The sequence below is a fragment of the Chondromyces apiculatus DSM 436 genome, from assembly GCF_000601485.1.
Lineage (GTDB): Bacteria > Myxococcota_A > Polyangia > Polyangiales > Polyangiaceae > Chondromyces > Chondromyces apiculatus.
Genome location: NZ_ASRX01000016.1, coordinates 72957 through 93872 on the forward strand (window position 1 = coordinate 72957; position 20916 = coordinate 93872).

The window sequence follows — 20916 nt, forward strand, 5'->3', positions numbered from 1 at the left end:
CCATGGCCGACAACACCCAGGAACATGTCGCTCTGTACGTGGCGGGCCAGCCCTTCGAGGTGGCCACGATGTCCGGCGAGGAGTCGGTGTCCCGCCTCTTCAGGTTCGACCTCGTGTGCCGGCTCGACGTGGGGCAGGCGAGCCCCGAGGCGATGATCGCCGCGGAGGCGCGGATCGTCCTCTACGACAGCTTCGGCAAGGAGCGGCACGTGAACGGCCTCGTCACGGAGGCCGAGGAGCGCATCTCCGACGAGGGGACCGCGGAGATGGCGATCACCGTGAGGCCCCACGCCTACGCCCTCAGCCTGGGGCGGCAGAGCCGGGTCTTCCAGGACAAGACGGTCGTGGAGATCGTCACCGACATCCTGGGGCGCTCGGCGCAGAAGACCCGCTGGGAGGTGATCTCGCTGTACGCGAAGCACGAGTACTGCGCCCAGTACCGCGAGGACGATTGGACCTTCGCGGTCCGCATGCTCGCCGAGGAGGGCATCTACTTCTGGTTCGATCACGACGGGGGCGCGACCACGTTGGTCTTCGCCGACCAGTCCACGATCGCGCCCGATCTCTCGGGCGGGGCGGACGTGGTCTTCGCCTTCGAGTCGGGGATGACCGCGGAGCAGGAGATCGTCGAGGAGATCGGCGCGCGGTCCGCGGCGGCGCCGACCAGGTTCACCATCGCCTCGTTCAACCACCAGAAGCCAGCGCTCAAGATCTCCGGCGGCGCCGGGGACGGCAGCTTCGAGGTGTACGACGCGCCGGGCGGCGGCCCGGACTCCCCCGACGCCTCGGCGCGCCAGGCGAAGATCATGAAGGAGGCGGCGGTCGCCGCGTCGGCCGGGATCACGGGGCTGTCGACCAGCGTGCGCCTCGTGCCCGGCATGGTCGTCCGGGTGGTGGGTTCTCCCCTCGACGGGAACGACCGCTTCTTCCTCACCCGCGCCACGTACGAGGCGAACCAGGCGCGGCGCGGCACGGCGACGGAGGGGCGGCCGTACCGGTGTGCGTTCGAGGGCATCGCGAGCAGCGTCCCCTTCCGGCCCCCCGCCGAGATGCCCCCTGCCCGGCAGGCGGGCCTCCAGACCGGCACGGTGGTCGGCGCCTCCGGGGACGAGATCATGCCGGACGCCACGGGCCGGGTGCGCATCCAGCTCAAGTGGGACCGCGACGGCCAGTGGGACGACAAGGCTGGCAAGTGGATGCGCGTCGCGCAGCGCGGGACCGAGGAGTCCATGCTCCTGCCGCGCGTCGGCTGGAACGTGATGACGTTCAACGAGGAGGGCGAGATCGACGCCCCCAGCGTGCTCTCCCGCATCCACGACGCCGAGCATCCGCCCACGTATCCGCTCCCCGAGCACAAGACCCGGGTCGTCTTCAAGACGGCCACCTCGCCCGCCGACGGCACGTTCAACGAGATCTACTTCGAGGACCGCAAGGGCGCCGAGGAGATGTTCCTGAACGCCTCGAAGGACATGAACGTCCTCGCGCAGCAGGTGAAGAGCGAGTCGGTGCAGCGCGACTCGACGCGCACCGTGGGGGTGAACCACGATCTCACCGTCGGCTCCGACTGGAGCGAGAACATCCTCGTCAACCAGCGCGTGTCCATCGGCAGCAACGAGGACATCAGCATCGGCAAGGACCGTCTGAAGACCGTGAAGCAGAACGAGACGGTCAAGGTCGGGGGGACGCGCAAGGTGAAGACCGGCTTCCAGCACACCATCTCGGTCACCAAGAAGCGCAACCTCAAGGTGGGGGCGGCCGTGATCGAGCTCACGACCGGGGGGATCGCGACGGTCTCGGGGATTCACACCACGGTCGTCGTCGGCGGCTCCGACGTGAAGACCGCGAAGCTCTCCATCTCCGAGGACACCGGCAAGAACGCGACGCAGGTCGTGGGGGGCTCGAAGATCGAGATCTCTGGCCTGGACATGCCCGCCGACGCCGGCAATCAGCTCAGCGAGACGGTGAGCGGGGGGATGTTCCTCAAGGCCGGGGGCGCCTTCATCGACGGCGCCCACCAGACGGCCGCCTGGGAGATCGGCGGCGCGCTGAACGCCACGGCGCCCGAGGTGTACGTCGAGGCGGTCGACAAGATCGAGGTCAGGTGCGGCGGTAGCGTCATCACCATCCTGCCGGAGAGCGTCGAGATCAGCGCGCCCTCGTTCGACCTCTCCGGCGCTCAGCTCACGGTCGACACCCTCAAAGTGGAGCACAACTGATCATGGCCCCTGCCGATCCCCTCAGGTACTTCCTGGAGACCGCCGGCGAGCAGCACGAGGTCCGGGAGCTCAGCGGCGCCGAGAAGGTGTCGGACACCTTCCGCTTCGAGGCCAGGTTCGCGGTGGAGAGGCTCGACACCATCGATCCCGACGCCCTGGTGAAGACCGACGCGACCCTGGTGCTCGTGCGCGACGGCCTGGAGGTGCGGCGCGTGGCCGGCATCCTCACCGACGTCTCCGTGGGCGCCTCCATCCGGGGCGTGCACGAGGTGGAGATGGTCCTCGAACCGCGCCTGTCGCTCGCGCACTACCGCTCGGACCTGCGGGTGTTCCGCGACATGACCGTCCCGGAGATCGTGACCGACACCCTGTCGCAGATCGGGGTCAAGCCCGAGCTTCGCCTCTCGGGCGCCTACGCCAGCCGGCCGTACTGCGTGCAGTTCCGGGAGACGGACCTCGACTTCGTGCACCGCCTCCTCGAAGACGAGGGCATCTTCTACTACTTCCTCCCCGGCGACGTGATGGTGCTCGGCGACAGCCCCGCCGCGTACGAGCCCGTCGCGGGCAGCCCGAGCGTCCCCTACCGCGCCGCCAACGCCATGGACCGCAACGTCGACGCGGTGACCACCATCGGCAAGCGCGCCTCGCTCACCGTGGGCAAGGTGACGCTCCGCGACTGGAACCCGGAGACGCCGAGCCTCGACATGGACGTGGTCGCAGAGGGCCCCACCGCCGCCGGCCCCGAGTACTACGACTACCCGGGCGAGTACCTCACGCCGGGCGAAGGGGCGCGCAAGGCGCAGCTCTGGAGCGAGTCGTTCGGCACCAACGCCAGGGCGGCCACCGGGCGCGCCACCTGCGCCGCCTTCGGCGCGGGCTTCTCGTTCAAGCTCGTCGACGCGCCGCTCCCCGCCTACGACCGCGGGTACGTGATCCTCTCGGTGGAGCACGCCTACCGCCGCGCGGAGGACGGGTTCTCCATCGGCTTCACCGCGCTCGACGACGACGTGACCTACCGGCCCCCGCGCGTGACGTACGTGCCGCGCATCCTCAACCCGATGACCGGCTTCGTCACTGGCCCCGCCGGTGACGACGACATCCACACCGACGCCTACGGGCGGGTCAAGATCCACTTCCACTGGGACCGGCGCCTCCCCCCCGACGACGACTGCTCGCACTGGATCCCCGTGCTCCAGGACAACACCGGCTCGTCGAGCGCCATCCCCCGCCGCGACTGGGAGATGCTCATGCACTTCATGGAGGGCGACCCTGACCGCCCGGTGGTGCTGGGCCGCGTCTACAACGCCGAGGACAAGTTCCCCGTGCCCTTGCCCGTCCGGAAGTTCTGCACCTCGCTCAAGTCGCTCTCGACGCCCTCGCGCGACGGCACGAACGAGATCCAGATGGATGACCAGGCGGGCAAGGAATACGTGATGTTCCACGCCGAGCGTGACCAGAACATCGTGGTCGCCAACGACAAGACGGAGAACATCCTCTTCAACGAGAACACCCTCGTCCGCCGCGACGAGCGCATCTCCATCGGCTCGAACCACACCCTGTCGGTGGGCAGGAACATGCTCCCCCAGATCCTGGGCAACCAGACCTGGTCCACGGGCGGCAACCGCACCCGCCGGACGGCGGAGGCCGAGACCAGCTCGATCATGGGCGACCGCACCAAGAGCGTCGGCGCCATGCACCAGTTCCTGGTCGACGACTCCAGCTCGACGACCGCCAGGGATCTCGCCGAGCAGGTGGGGGGCGTGGTGCTGGAGGTGAGCGACAAGAACAACGGCGTCGAGGTCGGCAAGAACTGCACGCGGGTCGTGGGCGGCTCGGCCCTGGAAGCGGCAGACGAGAACAAGGCCGAGACCACCACGAAGAAGCGGAGCGAGACCATCGGCGGGGTCCTCTTCCAGAAGGCGACGAAGGAGCTGAAGATCAAGGGCGGCAAGAAGCGGATCACCAAGGTGGCGGGCACCTACGTCGCCGACGCGCAGAAGCAGGTCTCCCTCTCCGGCGCCGAGGAACTGTCGGTGCTCTCGGCGTCGGCGACGCACCAGGGCACCAAATCCGTCACCCTCAAGGTGAAGGACACCACGGTGGTGCTCCAGAGCGGCGTCATCCACGTGGACACCAAGAAGACCGTCACCCTCAAGATCAGCGGCGACAACAACCAGGGCGCCGGCCACTCCCAGCAGATCTGACGATGGGCCAGCGCGATCCTTATCTCTTCGTGGTGCACTTCGAGGAAGGCGTCTTCGGCCGGGCCTGGCTCAACGACTTGCCGGTCCACAAGGTGTACACCCGCGGCCCCCGCTCCATGACGGGCGGCGCCAACCACCTGCTCGTCCCGGGCGAGAACCGGCTGACGCTGGAGATCCTGACGCTCCCCGAGGGCGTCCCGCCGCCGCCTCCACCGCCGCCACCCTCCGAGACATCGGCGCCGCCGCCGAAGCGGGTGGAGGTGATGCCCGCCGGGATGAAGGTCTACCAGGTCCGGGATGCGAGCACGGATCCGATCACCATCGACGCGGTGGTGAACGTGGATCTGCCCGTCGCGCTCGGGCTGAAGACCTGGGAGCGACCGCCGCTGCCGCTCTACCACGAGGTGACGTTCGAGCTGCCGTTCCCGGTGACCGAGCCCGTGTACTGGCGGGCGCCTCCGGCCGAGTTCCCGTGCACGGGGACGCCGGCGCTCGTGGAGGTCGTGAGGGAGGTGCACGACGCGCTCGTCCAGCGCGACCTCGCGCGCTTCCAGGCGCTCCTCGCGCTCAAGCACGCCTCCTACGCCGCAGCGTTCCCGGGGGAACCTTCCGCGTCGCTCGACCGTCAGCGCGCGGCCTCGGAGAAGTTCTTCGGTTTGCGCTACCTGGTGAAGCCGCTCGACCTCACCCGGGTGCACTTCCAGCCTCGCGCGGGCGGGCGCGTGGCCTACGTCTCCGGGTGGGACGACGCCCCGGTCCTCGAAGCCGTCTGCGAGACCGAGCCGGGCCTCTCTCTGCGGGCAAACCTCCTCCTGACGCAACACGACGGGCGCTGGCGCGTCTTCGGGTGAATCCATGGGCGATACGACGTCGAACCAGAAACGCGTGGTGGCCACCAAGGGGACGCCGCACATCCCGAAGACCAGCGGGGCGACCGATGTCGGCATCGACCCCTGCACCGGGGCGCAGGCGCCCTTCCCCAACCAGGTGAAAATGAGCCTGCTCACCCCGGGGACGAGCAGGACCTTCATCGCCAACCAGCCCATCTGGACGCAGCCGCACCAGGTCGGCCCCGCGTCCGAGCCGTCGAAGGCGCCCTTCGTGATCGGGGTCAGCTCGGGCACGCACATCGAGGAGGCGAAGGCCACCAGCTACTCGTCCGACGTCTTCGCCGAGGGCGCGGGCGTGGTCCGCACCAACGATACCACCACCCAGAACCACGCCAACACCGTGGGCTACGTGGACGGCAGCGCCCTCGCGGGCATGCCCAACGCCGACGTCGACTTCCTGATGGGTCAGTGCACCATCGTCGAGCTGACCGGCGTGAACGAGGCGACGGGCGAGGCGGCCGACGGCTTCTCGACCGGCGCGGGCGCCAAGGTGTCGCGCAACCTCGGCTACCCGGGCGCCAAGCAGTCTGGTGTCCCGCCGTATTACATCGAGATCCTCAGCGGCACCGAGGTCAAGTTCAAGGCCGTCCGCAAGGACGTCACCAAGCCCCAGCCCGACAACCCCACCTGCTGGAAGCGGAGCACGCACACCAAGTGGCTCGCCAAGCGCACCGGCGAGGGCGCCTGCGACGCCAAGCCGCTGGAGGGCAAGGACGAGTACACCGTCACCGCGGCGCTCACCTCGTTGCTGGTCGGCAATGACGACCGTACCCTGACCAAGGGTACGAACAACATCCGCGAGCCCAAGCCGCAAGAGCGGGTCTCCGACCTGCACCGGAACCGCCCGGGCAACCAGAATCTCACCGTCGAGACCTCCAGCAAGGTCCAGGTCCAGGGCGCGCTGAACAGCCTGGAGGCGGTGTTCGCCTACTTCCTCTACTGGGCCATGCCGGTGAACGTGAACGTGCAGGCCATCTCCTGCGCCGGCTCGCGCAACGCCCAGATCCGCATCTTCCCGAAGCAGAAGGTCGCGGTCGAGGTGAACTTCAGCGACTCGGTCGAGACGAACCTCGCCACCAATGGCAAGGGCAAGAGCGCGCAGAAGGCGCTGGCGCAAGCGCGCTCTGCCATCAACAAGCTCCGCGGCGTGGAGGTGATGGTCAAGAAGATCGCGGAGCTCGCGAAGAAGGACATCACGGTCCAGTTCTGCTCCGAGATGAAGGTCGGCTTCGAGATCTGCTTCAAGCCCTGCGCCGAAGAGAAGATGGGCTTCTGGGGGAAGATGTACACCCCCGCCCACTGCGGGATGCCCTGGAAGATCACGATCACGACGCCCACGCTGATCGGCATTCAGCTCGAGTTCTCGGTGTCGCTGCTGAACATCATCGCGCCTGGCATCGGTGAGGGCGCGGCCACGGCCCTGCGCACGCTCGGCGTGAAGATCGACCTGGTGTTCACGTGTTCGTTGCAGGTGCCTCTCAGCGTCTCCGTGGGCGCCGACGAGTATGGCTTCTGGACCAACACCGGCGTCGAGATCGCCATCAAGCCGACCCTCGCGCTCTTCATCGAGGTCGGTACCGGGGTTCACCTCGTGAGCTTCGGCGCCAGGTTCCCCGCCTCACTCTCGGCGGCGTTCACCGCCAGCGACAAGCCCAAGGTGCTCATGCAGCTCCAGCCCAAGGGCGAGCTGAAGACCATCCTCTTCCTGACGATCCTCGAGGACACCTGGTTCGAGAACACGTGGGAAAAGGAGTTCGAATCCATCCGCGTGAACTGGGTCGGGCCCAAGTTCGACCTCTTCACCCAGTCATGACGGCGCCATGCCCCAACGTGTGATCGTCGCCCAGCCGGCCTCGCTCTGCCACGAGGGCGCGGGGCTCCTGCAGGTCGGCGTGCTGCGCTGGATGTTGCCGCCGCGCGAGGTCGTCGTCGACGGGACCGGCCTCACCATGGCCGCCGAGCCGGCGATGACCTTCGTGGTCAAGGCGACCTTCTCGTACGCGGCGTGCGCCTCGCCCGACGACGAGATGACCCTCTCCACGGAGCCCGACGGCCTCGCGCTCGACGTCCCGAGCGAGCTGCCCGGCGCCGAGGAGGACGAGATCGCCTACCCCTCCGACTTCGTCCCGCTGAAGCGTATGTGCGATCTGCTCGTGACCGGCCACGCCTGTGCGTCCCGGCCCGCGACGCGCCTCGTCGCAGGCTTCGGGCTCGGCGCCGTGTCCCGCGCCTTCGTGGTGGAGAGCCGGATGCCCGCGGCGCGCGTGCCCCTCGTCCGCGCCGCCCTCCGCGCGCGCGACGGCGCCTCTCCTGCCGAGCCGGTGGGCCCCTCACGGACGTCTCCCTTCCCCGAGGAGCACGGCCTCGGCTTCGACTTCACGGCCTACAACACCGCCCCCGCCTCCCAGCAGCAGGCAGACATCCCGCGCGGGGCCACGCTCTCGCTGTCGGGCCTCTCGGAGCGTGCGGAGACCCTCTCGCTGAAGCTCCCCGCGGTCGCGCCCGTCCTGTGGGTCGACACCACCGAGGAGCGCGGCATCCCCTTGGCGCTCGACTGCGACACGCTCTGGGTCGACACCGACCGCGAGCTGCTGGTGATGGTGTACCGCGCGCTGATGCAGGTCCCCTCCCTCGACCTCGACGGCGTGGTGCAGGTGACCCTCGGCCTCGCGCGGGACGACGTGCCCCCCACCCTCGACGAAGTGCAGCGGGACCTGGAGCGCGGCGTCTTCGAGGCGGCCATCGAACTCCAGGACTTCGACGACGAGGCCGCGCCCGCGCCCGAGCTGTCGATGTTCGCGAAGTATGCGGTGTGGGAGCGGCCAGTCGCGCCCTCCATCTCGCTCGCGACCTACGCCCTGATCTCGGCCGCGCTGGCCGAGGGCAGCGGGCCCCGCCACGAGATCCTGCGCGCCCACGGCTTCGACGAGGACGGCTTCCTCCTGGAAGAGCGGGGCTGGCTCACCGCGATGAGCGAGGCCGCCGTGAAGGGCGACACCGAGCCCGCGACCCGGTACGGAGAGCTGTTCGTCGAGGCCCAGGACGGCCTGGCAGGGCCGAACGAGGGCAAGGAGAGCCTGGAGGCCTACGTCGCCCTCAAGGTGAGCGTCGAGGACGCCGCCGACCCCACCGCGGCGCTGGCCGAGCGCCAGATGACCCTCGCCGCGTGGATGCGCATGGACCGGCGGTGGATGCGCCGGGCGCTGGCCGACGCGGCGCTGGACGCGGAGATCACGCAGCGCGCGAGGACCCTCCGCGCGAGGCACCAGGGCGGAGAGGAGGGCTGACCGATGGCCGAGAGGGTGCTCGTCCCCGCCTACGTCACCGGCGCCTCCGCGCGGTGCTCACTCGGGCTGTCTGCCCTGCAGGTCGCGATGTGCGTCCGGGCGCGCAAGGGCGAGCCGCGCACCACCCGCTTCACGGACAAGCGCCAGCGCTTCATCGGGGTCGCGAGGACGCCCGGCATGCGGGAGGACCTCCACGGCTTCGAGCGCATGGTCGCGCTGGCGGCCCCAGCCCTGCGCAGCGTGGTGCCTGACGGCGCAGCCCTGCACCCCGTGCCGCTCGTGCTCGCTGTGCCGGAGGCGGGGCGCCCGGACGACGACCCGCGCTTCGGTGGCGCGATGCTGGGCGTCCTCGCCGAGCAGGCTGGCTTCCGGCTGGACGGCGCGCGCTCGCGGACCCTCCGCGCCGGGCACGCGGGCGTGGCCCTCGCCCTCGCCCTCGCCCTCGACGAGCTGACCCGCGGCGCCACCCTGGTGATCGTGGGAGGCGTCGACAGCTACTACCACCCGGAGGTCCTCGCCTGGCTCGACGCCGAGTGCCGCCTGCATGCGCTCGACGCGGAGAACGGCTTCCTTCCGGGCGAGGGGGCGGGATTCCTGGCGCTGGCGCGGCAGGACCCAGCGCGGGGGAGGAGCGACGCCACTGCGCAGGGGCGCGCCACCGCGCAGGCCGTGGTGCGCGGCGTGGAGGTGGGGCGCGAGGAGACGGTGCTCCACGACGCCCCCAACACCGCTCAGACGATGACCAGGCTCATCGCCGCGCTCGCCGCGTCGACCCCCGAGCGCAAGATCCCCTGGGTGCTCACGGACCTGAACGGCGAGCGCCACCGGGGCCGCGAGTGGGCGATGGTGGCCGCGCGGGGGGCGCTCGCCGAGGGGGCCGTGCATGACCGCTTCGCGGGCGAACTCGGCGACCTGGGTGCCGCCACGGGAGGCGTGCTCGGCGCGGTCACCTGCGCGCTCTTCAGCGCGGGCGCCGCGCCTGCGGGCAGCGCCTGCATCGCCCTCTCCTCCGACGGACCTGAGCGTGGCGCGTTCCTTCTGGGGACCTGAGAGCCCGCGGCCCTGCGTGGATGACGCGTCATCCACACGGCCGGGCACGCTGGCCGCTACCGGAGGCGACGGGCGTCAGGCCCGAAGTGGCAGAACGCTCTGGAGATCGCGGGTGGATCGCGGAGTGGGGGGCCCCGACGAGCTTTGCTCGGCGGGGGGCGGGGCGCGAGCCCCTGCCGTGGGACTCAGGGAGCGCGGGCGCCTGCCCAGCGCCCCGCGGGGTAGGCGGGCGCCTGCCGGAACTGCTCCGCCAGCGCCCCGAGTTCCGCGCGCTGGCGCGCCACCCAGTCGTGTGGCTCCAGCCGCGAGGCGCCGCGTGACAGGACGGCGAGTTCCAGCAGCACGCTCCGACGGGCCACGGTCGACACGTCGCTCGCCTCCGCCTCGGCCAGGGTCGCGGCCGGCGAGAAGGGGGCGCCGAACCGGTATCTCCGCGGCTCCGCGAACTTCTCCTGGTGCTGCTGCCAGAGCCGGCGCCACACGGCCGGATCGACGGGCGGCTCCACCGCGAACACGGAGCGGGTCTGGTCGTCCTTCGGCGGGAGCCCCAGCCCCGTGATGCGGTGGAGGGCGCCCGCGACGGCGCTCCCCTGGCCTGCCGCCACGGCGCTGCGCGCGGACTGGTCGAGTGCCGCGAGCAGCGCCGGCACGAGCGTCGCATCGCCGTGCCAGCCGATCGCGCGCGCCGCGTGCACGCCCAGGGCTCCCGCGTACCCGGCCCCGGGCGTTGCGTCGGGCGCGCCCTCCAGCGAACCCTCCAGCGCGCGCAGGAGCAGCTCCCTGTCGGCCCGCTCCCCCGCCACCCCGAGGAGCCGCAACAGGTCCGCGCGCGTCGCCGCCGGGAACCCCTCCGCCACCGTGAGCGACTCCGTGAGCAGTTGCCGCGCCACGCGCAGCCCCGCCGGAGACCCCAGCACCACCAGGCTCTCCGCCGTCGCGGCGAGCGCCGCCTCGTCCTCTTCCACCTCCGCGTGCGCTTCGAGCAGCCGCAGCGGGCCCCCGGCGGGGACGATGGCTGCGAGGCACCGCGCCGCTGCCGCGCGGACGGCTGGCGCGGGGTGGGCCAGCAGCGGCGCCACCACGTCCAGGGACGCCTCCCGCCTGCGGCGCAGCACCTCCAGCGCCACGCGCAGGAGCCCGGGAGACCCCTCGGTGCACAGCCCCGCGAGCCGCGGCGCGAGCCCCGGGTGTGGAGCCCGCGCCAGCGCCGCGGCCTGTGCCTCGTAGGTCACCGGGTGAGACCGCCGCAGCGAGTGCACGGCCTCCCGCGCCGTGTCCTCGCCCGCGAAGCACCCGAGCACGAACGCGCGCGCGAACTCCCGCGCCGGATCCGGCGCCATCGCGTCTCCCGTCTGCGCGAGCAAGAGCTGCAGCACATCGAGCTGCGCCTCCTGCTCCTTCGGACCGAAGGGCGTCCCCAGCGCGACCAGCGCATCCAGATCCTTGAGCAAGCGCCCCTCGAACCCCTCCACGCCGATCGCCCAGGCGACCGGCGGCGCCCACGAGACGGGCAGCTCATCGGGTGAGACCAGCAGCCCGAGCACCCCGATCTCCTCGATGACGTCCTGCGCGATCCGCCTCAGCCCGTGCAGCTCGGCCTCCTCGCGCGGGAGTTCCACCTCGGCGCGCGACGTGGCGTCGATCTCCTGCTCCAGGGTGGGCTCCCACGCATCGTTGCTCTCCGCCTCCTCGCCGCGGCTCTTCCCGGGCCTCGCCTCGCCCCCGCCTCCTGCCGCTGCGCCGCGTGCTGCGCCGCCCGTCGCGCCAGCGTCGCCGCCCTCACCGTCACCAGCATGAGCATCGTCGCCGGCGCCATCGGCGTCGCCGTTGCCGTCCTCGTCCCCCTCGTCTCCCTCGTCTCCCTCGTCCCCCTCGTCCCCCTCGTCTCCCTCGTCTCCCTCGTCTCCCTCGTCTCCCTCGTCCCCCGCGCCGCCTCGCGCTTGCCTGCGTGACCCGGCCACCGTCCGCGTCACGGGCAGGAGCCCTGGCAGCGCCACGCGCTCCAGGGTGAAGAGCCGTGGCACGCCCAGGCTCACCTGAAACGCGCCCGAGGCGAGCACCGGAAGCGCTGGCGATCCCGGGCCCCACGCAGCCCCCGCGCCCGCAGCCCCCGCGCCCGTAGCCCCCGCGCCTGCGGCCCGCGCCGCGGACGACACCCCCGCAGCCGGGCCCTCGCCCGCGCCTGGTCGGCCCTGGCGCATCTCGCGGTGCCGCTCCAGGATGCGCGCCAGCGTCGGGTCCAGGGTGGCGACCACCGCCGCGCGCACCTCTCCCACGCGCTCGGCGAGCCGCGCCGGATGATCGCTGGGCTCTGCCGCGACGAGCGCCTCCTGCGCCTGCTCCAGCGCCTCCGCCGCCGCGCGCAGCAGGTCCAGGTGACCCGCGCTGTCGATGCTGCTGCGCGACAGGTGCCTGAGCGCCTCCAGCGCCGGCGACAGCGCGGCCGCCAGCGACGCCCGATCGACCCGCGCGGGCAGCCCGGGGAGATCGAGCGCGACGCGCTCCAGCACCTCGCACCCGGCGCTGGCGATGCCCCGTAGCTTTGCGTCCTCGGTCTCGGTCACGTCGCCTGCCACGAGGCTATCCCATCCCTCGCGCCCCTCCCAGCGCCCGGAGCCATGCCATGCCGTGCCGTGCCGGAGTGGGTGCATGTCCGCCGACGGTCGTCGTCACTCGGGCATCCGCGCGGGAGCCTTCGGGGATAGACTCGGCCCATGGTGCGTCGTGTCGAGGGCCCGGCAGGGGGCCTCGCCCAGCTCGGCGTCACGAGGCTCGGCAGGCCTCGGGAGCCCCGGGTGCGCCTGGTCTCGTACGGCCCGCTGGCCGCCACCACGCTCCTCTGGCGCCCCCGCCCTCAGACCTTCGCGCTCACGCTGATCTGCAAGGTCACCTATGCGCTGGCGCCGGGCACCTCGCCGGTCGCCCCCGCGCAGCCTCCACCCGTCCCCGTGGATCAGGAGTGGACGCCGGGGACGCCGGGGACGCCGGGGACGCCGGGCAGCATCCGGGTGCCCACGGACCTCGCCCCTTTCAAGCGCCGCCCCGAGGTGCTCGTCGGAGGCCACGCCTACGCGCCGCACGGCCACCCTGTCGACCGCCTCCGGGTGCGCGTGGCCATCGGCTCGGTGGACAAGGCCATCGAGGTCCACGGCGACCGAACCTGGACGCCCGACGGCCGGCTCGGCGCGCCGATCCCCTTCACCTGCTTGCCCCTCACCTGGGAGCGAGCCGCCGGTGGCCCCAGGACGACGAACCCTGTCGGCGTCCCCGTCGGCCTGCCTGTCCCCGTGCACGGATCTCGGCCAGCGCCGAACCTGCTGCCCCCGGGCACCGCGCTGCAGAAGACCTCGCAGCCCGTCCTGCCTGTGGGCCTCGGCGCGATCGACCCCCGCTGGCCCGAGCGCGCCGCGAAGCTCCACGACCAGCCGGAAGGCTGGGAACCCGGGAGCTGGACCGAGCAGGCGCTGCCCCAGCACCTCGACGCCGCCTACTTCAACGCCGCGCCGCCCGACCAGCACCTCGACCACCTCGCGCCTGGCATGTCGCTCCTGCTCGAGCACCTGCACCCGGACCACCCGCGCCTCATCACGATGCTCGCAGACGTGACGCCGGAGGCCCTGCTCCAGGTCGGGGACGCGGAGCCCCGGGCCATCCGGCTCCGCTGCGACACCCTCTGGATCGACGCGGACGAGGGCACCTGCGCCCTCACCTGGCGCGGCCTGATCCCGGTGCCGGACACCGCCGAGGAGAGCGTGCTCCTCGTCACCGGCAAGCACGCCCTCGAAGATGACGGCGAGGTGACCCTGGCCCGCGGCACGCGCCTCGCCCCGGTGAGCGCGCCTGTCGGGGCGGTCCTCCCTACGCCCTCGTCCACGCGCGCAGTCCCGCCCCCCCCGCGTATCGCGCCCCCCCCGCCCTCCCGAGGGCGGATGCCAGGGCCCATGATGACCCACGCGGCCGAGGACGATGCTGCGGTGACCCTGCAGCGGTCGACGGCGTCCCCCATCGTCGACGTGCCTCCCCGAGGCATGCTCGCTCCGCACGAAGGCGGCGACGCAGGTGACGAAGAGGCGACCCTGACGCGCGGTATCCCGGTCATCGCGGCAGCGCCTCCACCGCCGCCGAAGCGTGTGGAGAGAGCCACGCTCCCACCCGGGCAGATGCCCATGCTCTCCAGCCCCTCGCCCTTCTCGGCCTCTCCCAGCTCTCCGAGCCGCCCGCAAGACCTCACGGCCGCCCCCGCGCCTCCGATCGCGCCTGCCGCGGCGTTGCCGTTCAAGCCACCTTCCTCGACGGGCGCGCAAGACCTCACGGCCGCCCCCGCGCCTCCGATCGCGCCTGCCGCGGCGTTGCCGTTCAAGCCGCCCTCCCAGGTGCGTGGCGCTCAGGGCACGAGCGTGCCTTCCCCGCTGAGCCACCCGCCCACCGACGCCCGCAAGGCCGACCCTGCGCCAGGTACCGCAGAGCAAGGGGCAGAGATCACGCGTGTGCCGGGCCTCGTGCCTGTCGCCCCGTCCGCCGCGTTGCCGTTCCAGGCCCTGACGCCGGTGCCCCAGGTGCAGGGATCGGCGCCCGCTCCGGCCTCACCCCTGGCCTCACCGACCACAGGACCCTACGCCTCCACGAGGAACCGGGGGCGCTCCATCACCCTGGCGCCAGGCATCAGGTCCGCCCCGGCCCTGCCATTCTCGGCGCCTGGACCCCTGTCCGCCGGGCAACCCGCGGGCGCCTCGGTGCTGCCCCCAGGCCCGGTGCCACCGTCTCTGGGCGCCCTGACCGCTCCCCCCCCCACCCCGACCCGGAGAGCGACGATCACCCTCGGCCCCGAGCACTTCTCTCCCGCTGCCGCGGCGCTGCCTTTCCAGCCCGTCACCCCGTTCGCGCCCACGCCTCCCCCACCGACCGCGCCCTCACGCCCACTGGGAGGCCTCGCGCTCGGCGCGCAGGGAACGAATGCCCCACGGGAACCGGATGCCGTCATGGCCGGCCTCCCGCCGCAATGGCAAGGGGTGCACCCCTCGTCAGCGTCGAATGCCCTGGCAGGATGGACCACGCCCTCGACCCAGGCGTGGACGAACATGCCTGGGGCCACAGCCCAGCAGGCAGCTCCGGAAGCCTTCCCTGGCGCAGCGGAACTCGCGGAAGACGCGGTCATCCAGATCGAGGTCTGGCAAGGGGGCGCCTTGCTCCCGGAGGTCCTCTCCCGGCACGGAAAGACCGAGATCGCCTGGCGAGACCGGCGCCGCCGCCGCGACGGCGCCCTGCACGAGGAGCGGGCCGCCGGGGGAGCCGAGCGCGCCCTCGCCGTGTACCAGGTCCTGGCGAATGCAGGTGGCATTGGCAAGCCCGCCTCCCCGGAGCCGACGATGCGCATCGAGGACTACGCAGCGCTCTGCGTGGAGGTGCAGCACTCGAGCGACGAGGCTGCCGTGCTTGCGGCCCACGGACTGGACCACGCCGCCTGGACGCGCCTGAACCGGGCCTTCAGGAAGCGGCTGAGCGCCGACCCGAAGCTCGCCGAGCGGTATCGCCAGGCGAAGGAAGAGGCGAAGCGCGCGCTGGAGGAGAAGGAGAAGCGCGAGGCGCGCGAGGCATCGAAGAAGCGAGGCGGGAAGCGGCTGCCTGCGAAGCGCGGGAACGCGAAGGCGCCGACCTCGCCCGCGAAGCCCTGACACCAGGGCCGCGCCACGCGCGTCCAGCAGGGACCCATCGCGGGACCCTCGGCTGACGAGGTGGAGGACCCTGGGCTGACGAGGTGGCGGACAGTGTGGTCGTCGTCCCGGCGTTCGCCTAGCATCGGGCCAGCCATGCGAACTTCAAGCGTCCTCCTCGCTCTTGCGCTCTGCGGCTGTGCGGCCGGGAGTTCCTCGGATCCGACCTCCAGCGGAACCACGGAGCCCGGCAATGGCGGGAGCGGCGGCACGGGCGCGAACGGCGGTGGGGGAGGCGCAGGCGGTGACGGAGGCTCCGGGGGCACCGATGTCCCTGTCCCGCTGCCCGCCCTGCCCCTCCACACCAGCGGTCGCTGGATCCTCGACGCCAACGACCAGCGCTTCAAGCTGGCCAGCGTGAGCTGGTACGGGGCCGAGGAGAAGGACTACGTTCCCGCCGGCCTGGAGCGCGCCGACCGCCGTGACATCGCGAAGCTCGTGCGCACCCTGGGGTTCAACTCCGTGCGCTTGCCCTGGTCGAACGAGATGTTCGAGCTGAACCCCGTGATCAGCGACGAGGTCATCGCCGCGAACCCCGACCTCAGCGGCCGGCGCGCGCTCGACGTCTTCGATGCAGTGATCGAGGCGCTGGCCCACGAGGGCCTCGTCGTCATCCTGGACAACCACGTGAGCATCGCCGACTGGTGCTGCAGCGACACCGACGGCAATGGCCTCTGGCACACGGCGGGCTACCCGGAGGCGAGCTGGCTCGCGGACTGGGCGGCCATCGTCGAGCGCTACCGCGACCAGCCCGCCGTCGTCGCCGCCGAGCTGCGCAACGAGCTGCGCCCCGCCGGCGGTCAGACGCCGGTCTGGGGCGGCGGCGACCCCCTGCTCGACTGGCACGCCGCGGCCCAGCGCGGAGGGAACGCGGTGCTCGGCATCAACCCGGACCTGCTCATTGTCGTGCAGGGCCTGAACTACTCGGCCGACCTCTCCGGCCCGTACAACCTCCCCGTCCAGCTCGCCGTCGAGGACCGCCTCGTCTATGCCGCGCACGACTACGCATGGTTCCACGAGAACCTGGCCACCTACGACGAGCTGAAGACGACGCTCGGCAACATGTGGGGCTACCTGCTGGTGCAGGACCAGGCCTACACGGCGCCGGTCTGGGTGAACGAGTTCGGCACCTGCCACACCAGCGCCACCTGCGTCACCGACGCGGTTGGCCAGGGCTTCTGGTTCGCCGGGATCCGCCAGTACCTGACCGAAGCGGACATCGACTGGGCCTACTGGTCCCTCAACGGCACCCAGGCGCGTGGGACGGGTCGAACGTTCGGCGCCGAGGACAGCTACGGCGTGCTCGACACCGCGTGGGCCGCGAGCGCGAGCACCGACCTGCTCGACGCCCTCAAGACCATCCAGCCCGCGACGCAGGGGCCCTGAGATTCGCGGGAGCCCGGCGACCAGAGGCAAGGCCTGAAGCTTGTCCTGGCGTCGATGACGCGGGCGCTACCACCCATCTTGCAGAAGGTGCGCGTGTCCGCGGCTCACTGTCGGAGGGTGCCTCGGTCCTTCTCCTCACCGCCAGCGATCATCGTCCCCTTCGTCATCAGACCAGGCGTCGTCAGCCACCACGAGATCCAAGGACCGGATGAATTCACGTTCCGTGTCGATGAGCCACCGGGCTCGTGTCTCAAGAAAAGCTCCCCTGTTCGGCAACTCCCGCAATGCACTGGCAGGTATGCCGAATTCATCAATGGTTTTCGGCGGTAGGTGAGCGCTGTCGAGAGCTTTGCGGATTTCTTTTAGCTCAGAAGGATCAGCGATAACGCGGTTTCCCAGGTGCGCCCGCGACTGAGCAGGGAAGAGACTGAGAACGGCCTGGGAATCCCCAGTTCCAAGTCTTTTTTGCTGGCGCATGCGTGCCTCTCTGTCGGAGGGCAGACCTGCCAGAAAGAGCAAAAACCCACGGGCACGGACCGAGGGCATCCGGAGACGGGTCAGTGGCTCGACGATGTTGACCTGCATGGCGGCGTCGTGGCCCTGCGCCAGCATCACGATGTGGTGGATAGCATCCCGGATCTGGGTGCCAGTCATGCCCGTAAAATGCTCTGTGTAAGTCGTGACCCAGAACCAGTGGGTTAGAAGCTCTTGAACCTCTGGCTTCGCCAGGATGCCTGGTAGTTTCGCGGCCAGTGCGGCCAGCGCGACCAGTTGATAGGCATAAGGGAGTGCGCCGGGACCGCGCACTCCGATCTCGGCAAGGAACGTCACGACTTCCGACAGCACACCCGTGAGGCGTTTCAGGGGCTCCGGATCCTCCCGGAGCCTGTCGCGCACCTCCCTCACATTGGATGCATACACGTCCAGGCCAAGCTGTGCTTTGAGCACATTGACCAGGATCTGATCGTCGAGGTTCCCCCAGCCCAGTGGCTCAAGCTGCTCTCGAACCTCTTCGAAGTGACTGGCTGTGTCGATGCTTTCGAGGTGGGTGAGCGCCCGGAGCATGTGGGCCTCGCTCATGCCTTTGCCCTGGCTGTTGATGCGCACGAAGGCATCCGTGACCGTGTCCAGCTCCTCGGTCACCATGGGCACGACCGGGATGATGTAGTCGCGGAAGATATTCGCCAGGCGCTCGGCATCCTTGGCGAGGTCCCGTTTGCCGTTTGCGCGAAGACGCTGGGTGAAATCGAACAGCTTGTCACCATCGAGCAGGATGTTGAGAGGCAGCCAGTGCGCGGGTGGGGTACCCCGACGCGGCGGCAGCCGGAATGCTGGACGATCCTGCTCCGCGAGGTCGTAGTACAGGGGCCAGCGAACCTGGTCATCCTCGGAAGGCCCACGATCTTCTGGATACAGCGCGCCGAACAGGGTGGAGATGCGCTGGTGGCCATCCATGAGGTAATTGACCTTCTCATTCCCCTTGCTCGGGCCCGCGAGCTGGATCCCGCCAATCTTGTCGTAGAAGAGCAGATCTCGCCTGTTCGTCCGCCAGACCAGGAGGCTTCCGATGGGCATGCCTCGGACAATGCTGTCCAGCAGGTTGAGGCGCCGGTCGTCATCCCACACGAAGGGCCGCTGGAACTGCGGCACGACCAGGTCCCCGGACTTCACCTCCGCCAGGATCGTCTCCAGCCGGGGCAGCACCGGCGTGTCGAACATCTTTCGTTCCATCGCTACACCCGATCCAGAAGGGACTGCACGACGGCGAGCCTGGGCGCCTGATCAGCAGGGCCTCGGTCGTACTCCGCAGGGAGATTGGTGGACCACGCCCGGGCAGGTACTGCGCGGATGGCGTCGGCCAGACGGTCCGACAGTCCACTCTCCATCAGGGTGAGTTCGTCGGGTGTGAGGCTGTCGAAGGGAGGCTTGAGCATCTCGGCGGCGAGAGCAATTCGATCCGGTGGTCGCTTCTTGAGCCCATCGCGGGTGCTCTGGGGGGAGGTCTGCGCGGAGATCGCCGCGCAGGCCCTTCTTCAGGTCCAGCGCCCACGCCCATGTCATTCGGTTGGGGTCGGCGCGCCAGTCGATGACCTTTCGTACGAACGGCTGCTGATGCTGCAACGCTTCCTTGAGGAGTCCCTCGTCAGGAACGTAGGACTCGATCTCTCTCCGGCGCAGGCCTATCCAGGAGAGTCCTCGCCCGTGAGTTCTGACGACCTTCTCGCAGACGTTCATGATCTCCAGGGCATTCCTGGAGGGCTCACGCGCATCCTTGTCGCTCGTGTCCTGATCGAAGAGCACCCAGGCGCGCAACATGCGGCGCCAGAGTGAAGGCGATGGTCGGCTTCGGGTCAGTTCCTCAAGCCACTTCTTCACTTCGCCACCGCCACCACTGTTGATGGAGAACCCGGCAGCTTGCTCCTTGCGTTTTCGCAGCACGTCGCCGTTCGTGGTGCCCGCCAGCAAACACACGAAGTCGAGGTCCGTCCTCCCGTTCTCAAGGACCAGATGCACTGGCTCATGAAGCAGTTCGGCTGCGTCGACAGCGGTCAGACGGCGCGCTGTCCAGTCGCTCTCCGGCCGACGCTCCACGCGAACGCTGAGCCAACCCTCAAGGTGCCACCGTCGGGGGCTCTGTGAATCCGAAAGCTGCGCTCCATGAGAACGCCTGGAATCGGTCAGCGCACCCGCCCTCAAAACCGTGCGGAACGCCTCTCTCTCTCTGAGGGAGGCCGCGCCGCGAGCCAGTGATCGAGAGGGCCATTGTCGCCAACGGGTTTGTAAAGTGGATCAGTGAGCAGCGCGTGAAAGGGCGGGACTTGCTGGAGCGCGCTGGCGGCGCGCTGGACCGTGATGAAGAGATCCAGAAGTGCCGCAGCCTCTTCCGACGATGCCGGCTCGAAGAGCGCGCGGTCGACGGTGAGCCTCATGGGTCACCTGCACGCTTGAGGTTCACCTCTGCGAGTTCACTCGCAAGGAGCAACTCCGTCGCCAGAGCCGTCACTGGCCAGCCTGCGCGCGGGTGACCCGAGGATTCCAGGTCCACGGACGTGATGGTGCTGCGCCCGTTCGCGTCTTGATCCACCCACACCAACCCCACCCGTTCCGCCGGCAGCAGCCCCTTCGCCACGGCGAGCTGTACCCCCAGCAAGAACGCTTGGCTGTGGGTTTCCATGACGAGCGTTGGGGGCGCCGGCCGTGCAGCGATGCGGCACAGGTGGCGCGCGAGGAGGGCTTGGGCGTCAGGGTGAAGCTGATTCTCGGGTTCCTCGACCACGAGCAAGGCGCCAGGTTCCTCGTGCTTCGCGAGCGCCGCCGCGACGAGTACGGGCAGCACCTGGGCCATGCCCTCGCCGGTGTCCACCAGATCGATGTCGAAGGTGGCCTGGTTCTTCAGGTTGAGGGTGATGCGGTGACCGAGATTGAGCACCTCTTTGACTTCAAGGTCACGCGCCGGAGTGAGCTCGGCATAGAAATCCTTGATGTCTGCGAGCAGGTGGGGGCGTTCGATAAGAAAACTGGCCGCATTGGATCCATCCGCATTCAGGTTCAGGGTGGCGCCTCCACCACGTTCGATGAGGCGCCTCTGGCGCGTTCGCAGCCCTCCCAGCCACCGAATTCGACCCTGGAGATCGGCGAGTCGATCAGCCAGCTCCCGCAAGATGGGGACCTTCGGATCCTGAGGCAACAGCCCTTCGAAGCTCACGTCTTCGCCGACATGACCGCTCTGGGGACGCATGGGCCGATCGGGTGGCGTGACGCCCGCCCACAGCTCTGTGCCGTCCTCGTCTCTGAGGCGCAGCTCCTTGATGTAAGCAGGCCGGCTCGATGCACTGTCCAGCGTGTAGCGTGCCTCGCGTAGCTGTCCGGCATCCCAGCGCAGACCGAGATCGAAAGAGTAATCGCCCGCATCTCCTCGCCAGGCCAGGTCCTTGAAGCTGCCTTCGCGGAGGATCTCGGGAGGTATCACGAGCGCGCTGGAGGTGTTCTCGGCCAGCGAAGCTCCGAAGATGGCAAGCGCCCGGGCGACTGCGTTCTTCCCGGCGTTGTTGCGCCCATAGAGCAGCGTCAGGGGGCGCAGCGGCAAGACCTCTTCGCCCGCGAAAGCGCGGTAGCGAGAGAGGAAGAAGGCTGTCGGGGGCGACATGGCGCGAGCCTATCGCCCGAGGAGC

The 20916-nt window shown here is 70.1% G+C and carries 12 protein-coding genes; 8 read left to right on the top strand and 4 right to left on the bottom strand.

The annotated features are described in order from the left end of the window. Positions 1 to 2 precede the first annotated feature (2 nt). The 6 genes from CAP_RS11985 to CAP_RS44325 are packed head-to-tail and all read left to right on the top strand — an operon-like array spanning position 3 to position 9647. Positions 3 to 2216 (top strand): type VI secretion system Vgr family protein, encoded by a 2214-nt coding sequence (locus tag CAP_RS11985; RefSeq protein WP_044239997.1) that lies wholly within the window; start codon positions 3 to 5, stop codon positions 2214 to 2216. Positions 2217 to 2218: 2 nt separating this feature from the next. Further along, complete coding sequence (locus tag CAP_RS11990; protein ID WP_044239998.1) at positions 2219 to 4420, top strand: type VI secretion system Vgr family protein; 2202 nt, start codon at positions 2219 to 2221, stop codon at positions 4418 to 4420. Between the two features lie 2 nt (positions 4421 to 4422). Then, positions 4423 to 5271, top strand: a complete 849-nt coding sequence (locus CAP_RS11995; RefSeq protein WP_044239999.1) for a hypothetical protein — start codon at positions 4423 to 4425, stop codon at positions 5269 to 5271. A 4-nt stretch (positions 5272 to 5275) separates the two neighbouring features. Continuing rightward, complete coding sequence (locus CAP_RS12000) at positions 5276 to 7123, top strand: PAAR-like domain-containing protein (protein ID WP_044240001.1); 1848 nt, start codon at positions 5276 to 5278, stop codon at positions 7121 to 7123. Between the two features lie 7 nt (positions 7124 to 7130). Further along, a complete protein-coding gene (locus CAP_RS12005; protein WP_081864799.1) occupies positions 7131 to 8597 on the top strand; it encodes a DUF2169 domain-containing protein in 1467 nt (488 codons plus the stop codon). Between the two features lie 3 nt (positions 8598 to 8600). Then, positions 8601 to 9647, top strand: coding sequence for a beta-ketoacyl synthase N-terminal-like domain-containing protein (locus CAP_RS44325; RefSeq protein ID WP_052374875.1), 1047 nt, complete (start codon positions 8601 to 8603; stop codon positions 9645 to 9647). Positions 9648 to 9832: 185 nt separating this feature from the next. On the opposite strand, the gene CAP_RS52190 is transcribed toward CAP_RS44325, so the two are convergent. Next, the gene (locus CAP_RS52190) at positions 9833 to 12223 is read right to left on the bottom strand and encodes a hypothetical protein (protein WP_044240004.1); all 2391 of its coding nucleotides are present in this window, start codon (positions 12221 to 12223) and stop codon (positions 9833 to 9835) included. A gap of 138 nt (positions 12224 to 12361) precedes the next feature. Here CAP_RS52190 and CAP_RS12020 point away from each other — a divergent pair, with 138 nt between their 5' ends. Both CAP_RS12020 and CAP_RS44330 read left to right on the top strand, forming a co-directional pair. Further along, positions 12362 to 15319: a DUF2169 family type VI secretion system accessory protein gene (locus CAP_RS12020; RefSeq protein ID WP_044240006.1), complete on the top strand. Its 2958-nt coding sequence runs from the start codon at positions 12362 to 12364 to the stop codon at positions 15317 to 15319. Between the two features lie 135 nt (positions 15320 to 15454). Beyond that, entirely contained in the window at positions 15455 to 16744 is a 1290-nt protein-coding gene (locus tag CAP_RS44330; RefSeq protein WP_052374896.1) for a glycoside hydrolase family 5 protein, read from the top strand. Positions 16745 to 16879: 135 nt separating this feature from the next. On the opposite strand, the gene CAP_RS12035 is transcribed toward CAP_RS44330, so the two are convergent. The 3 genes from CAP_RS12035 to CAP_RS12050 all read right to left on the bottom strand — a co-directional run bounded on the left by CAP_RS12035 (position 16880) and on the right by CAP_RS12050 (position 20831). Next, entirely contained in the window at positions 16880 to 18475 is a 1596-nt protein-coding gene (locus tag CAP_RS12035) for a DUF262 domain-containing protein (RefSeq protein WP_044240011.1), read from the bottom strand. A 2-nt stretch (positions 18476 to 18477) separates the two neighbouring features. After that, on the bottom strand, positions 18478 to 18678 hold the full coding sequence (locus tag CAP_RS12040) for a hypothetical protein (protein ID WP_044240014.1): 201 nt from the start codon (positions 18676 to 18678) through the stop codon (positions 18478 to 18480). 992 nt (positions 18679 to 19670) lie between these two features. After that, positions 19671 to 20831: an AAA family ATPase gene (locus tag CAP_RS12050; RefSeq protein WP_197041138.1), complete on the bottom strand. Its 1161-nt coding sequence runs from the start codon at positions 20829 to 20831 to the stop codon at positions 19671 to 19673. Positions 20832 to 20916: the final 85 nt, after the last annotated feature.

Bases quoted from the DNA above. Each gene is read 5' to 3' on its own strand.
- CAP_RS12005 (WP_081864799.1), top strand. From the start codon at position 7,131: ATGCCCCAACGTGTGATCGTCGCCCAGCCGGCCTCGCTCTGCCACGAG.
- CAP_RS12000 (WP_044240001.1), top strand. From the start codon at position 5,276: ATGGGCGATACGACGTCGAACCAGAAACGCGTGGTGGCCACCAAGGGG.
- CAP_RS12020 (WP_044240006.1), top strand. From the start codon at position 12,362: ATGGTGCGTCGTGTCGAGGGCCCGGCAGGGGGCCTCGCCCAGCTCGGC.
- CAP_RS11990 (WP_044239998.1), top strand. From the start codon at position 2,219: ATGGCCCCTGCCGATCCCCTCAGGTACTTCCTGGAGACCGCCGGCGAG.
- CAP_RS11995 (WP_044239999.1), top strand. From the start codon at position 4,423: ATGGGCCAGCGCGATCCTTATCTCTTCGTGGTGCACTTCGAGGAAGGC.
- CAP_RS12040 (WP_044240014.1), bottom strand. From the start codon at position 18,678: ATGCTCAAGCCTCCCTTCGACAGCCTCACACCCGACGAACTCACCCTG.
- CAP_RS44325 (WP_052374875.1), top strand. From the start codon at position 8,601: ATGGCCGAGAGGGTGCTCGTCCCCGCCTACGTCACCGGCGCCTCCGCG.
- CAP_RS44330 (WP_052374896.1), top strand. From the start codon at position 15,455: ATGCGAACTTCAAGCGTCCTCCTCGCTCTTGCGCTCTGCGGCTGTGCG.
- CAP_RS11985 (WP_044239997.1), top strand. From the start codon at position 3: ATGGCCGACAACACCCAGGAACATGTCGCTCTGTACGTGGCGGGCCAG.
- CAP_RS12035 (WP_044240011.1), bottom strand. From the start codon at position 18,475: ATGGAACGAAAGATGTTCGACACGCCGGTGCTGCCCCGGCTGGAGACG.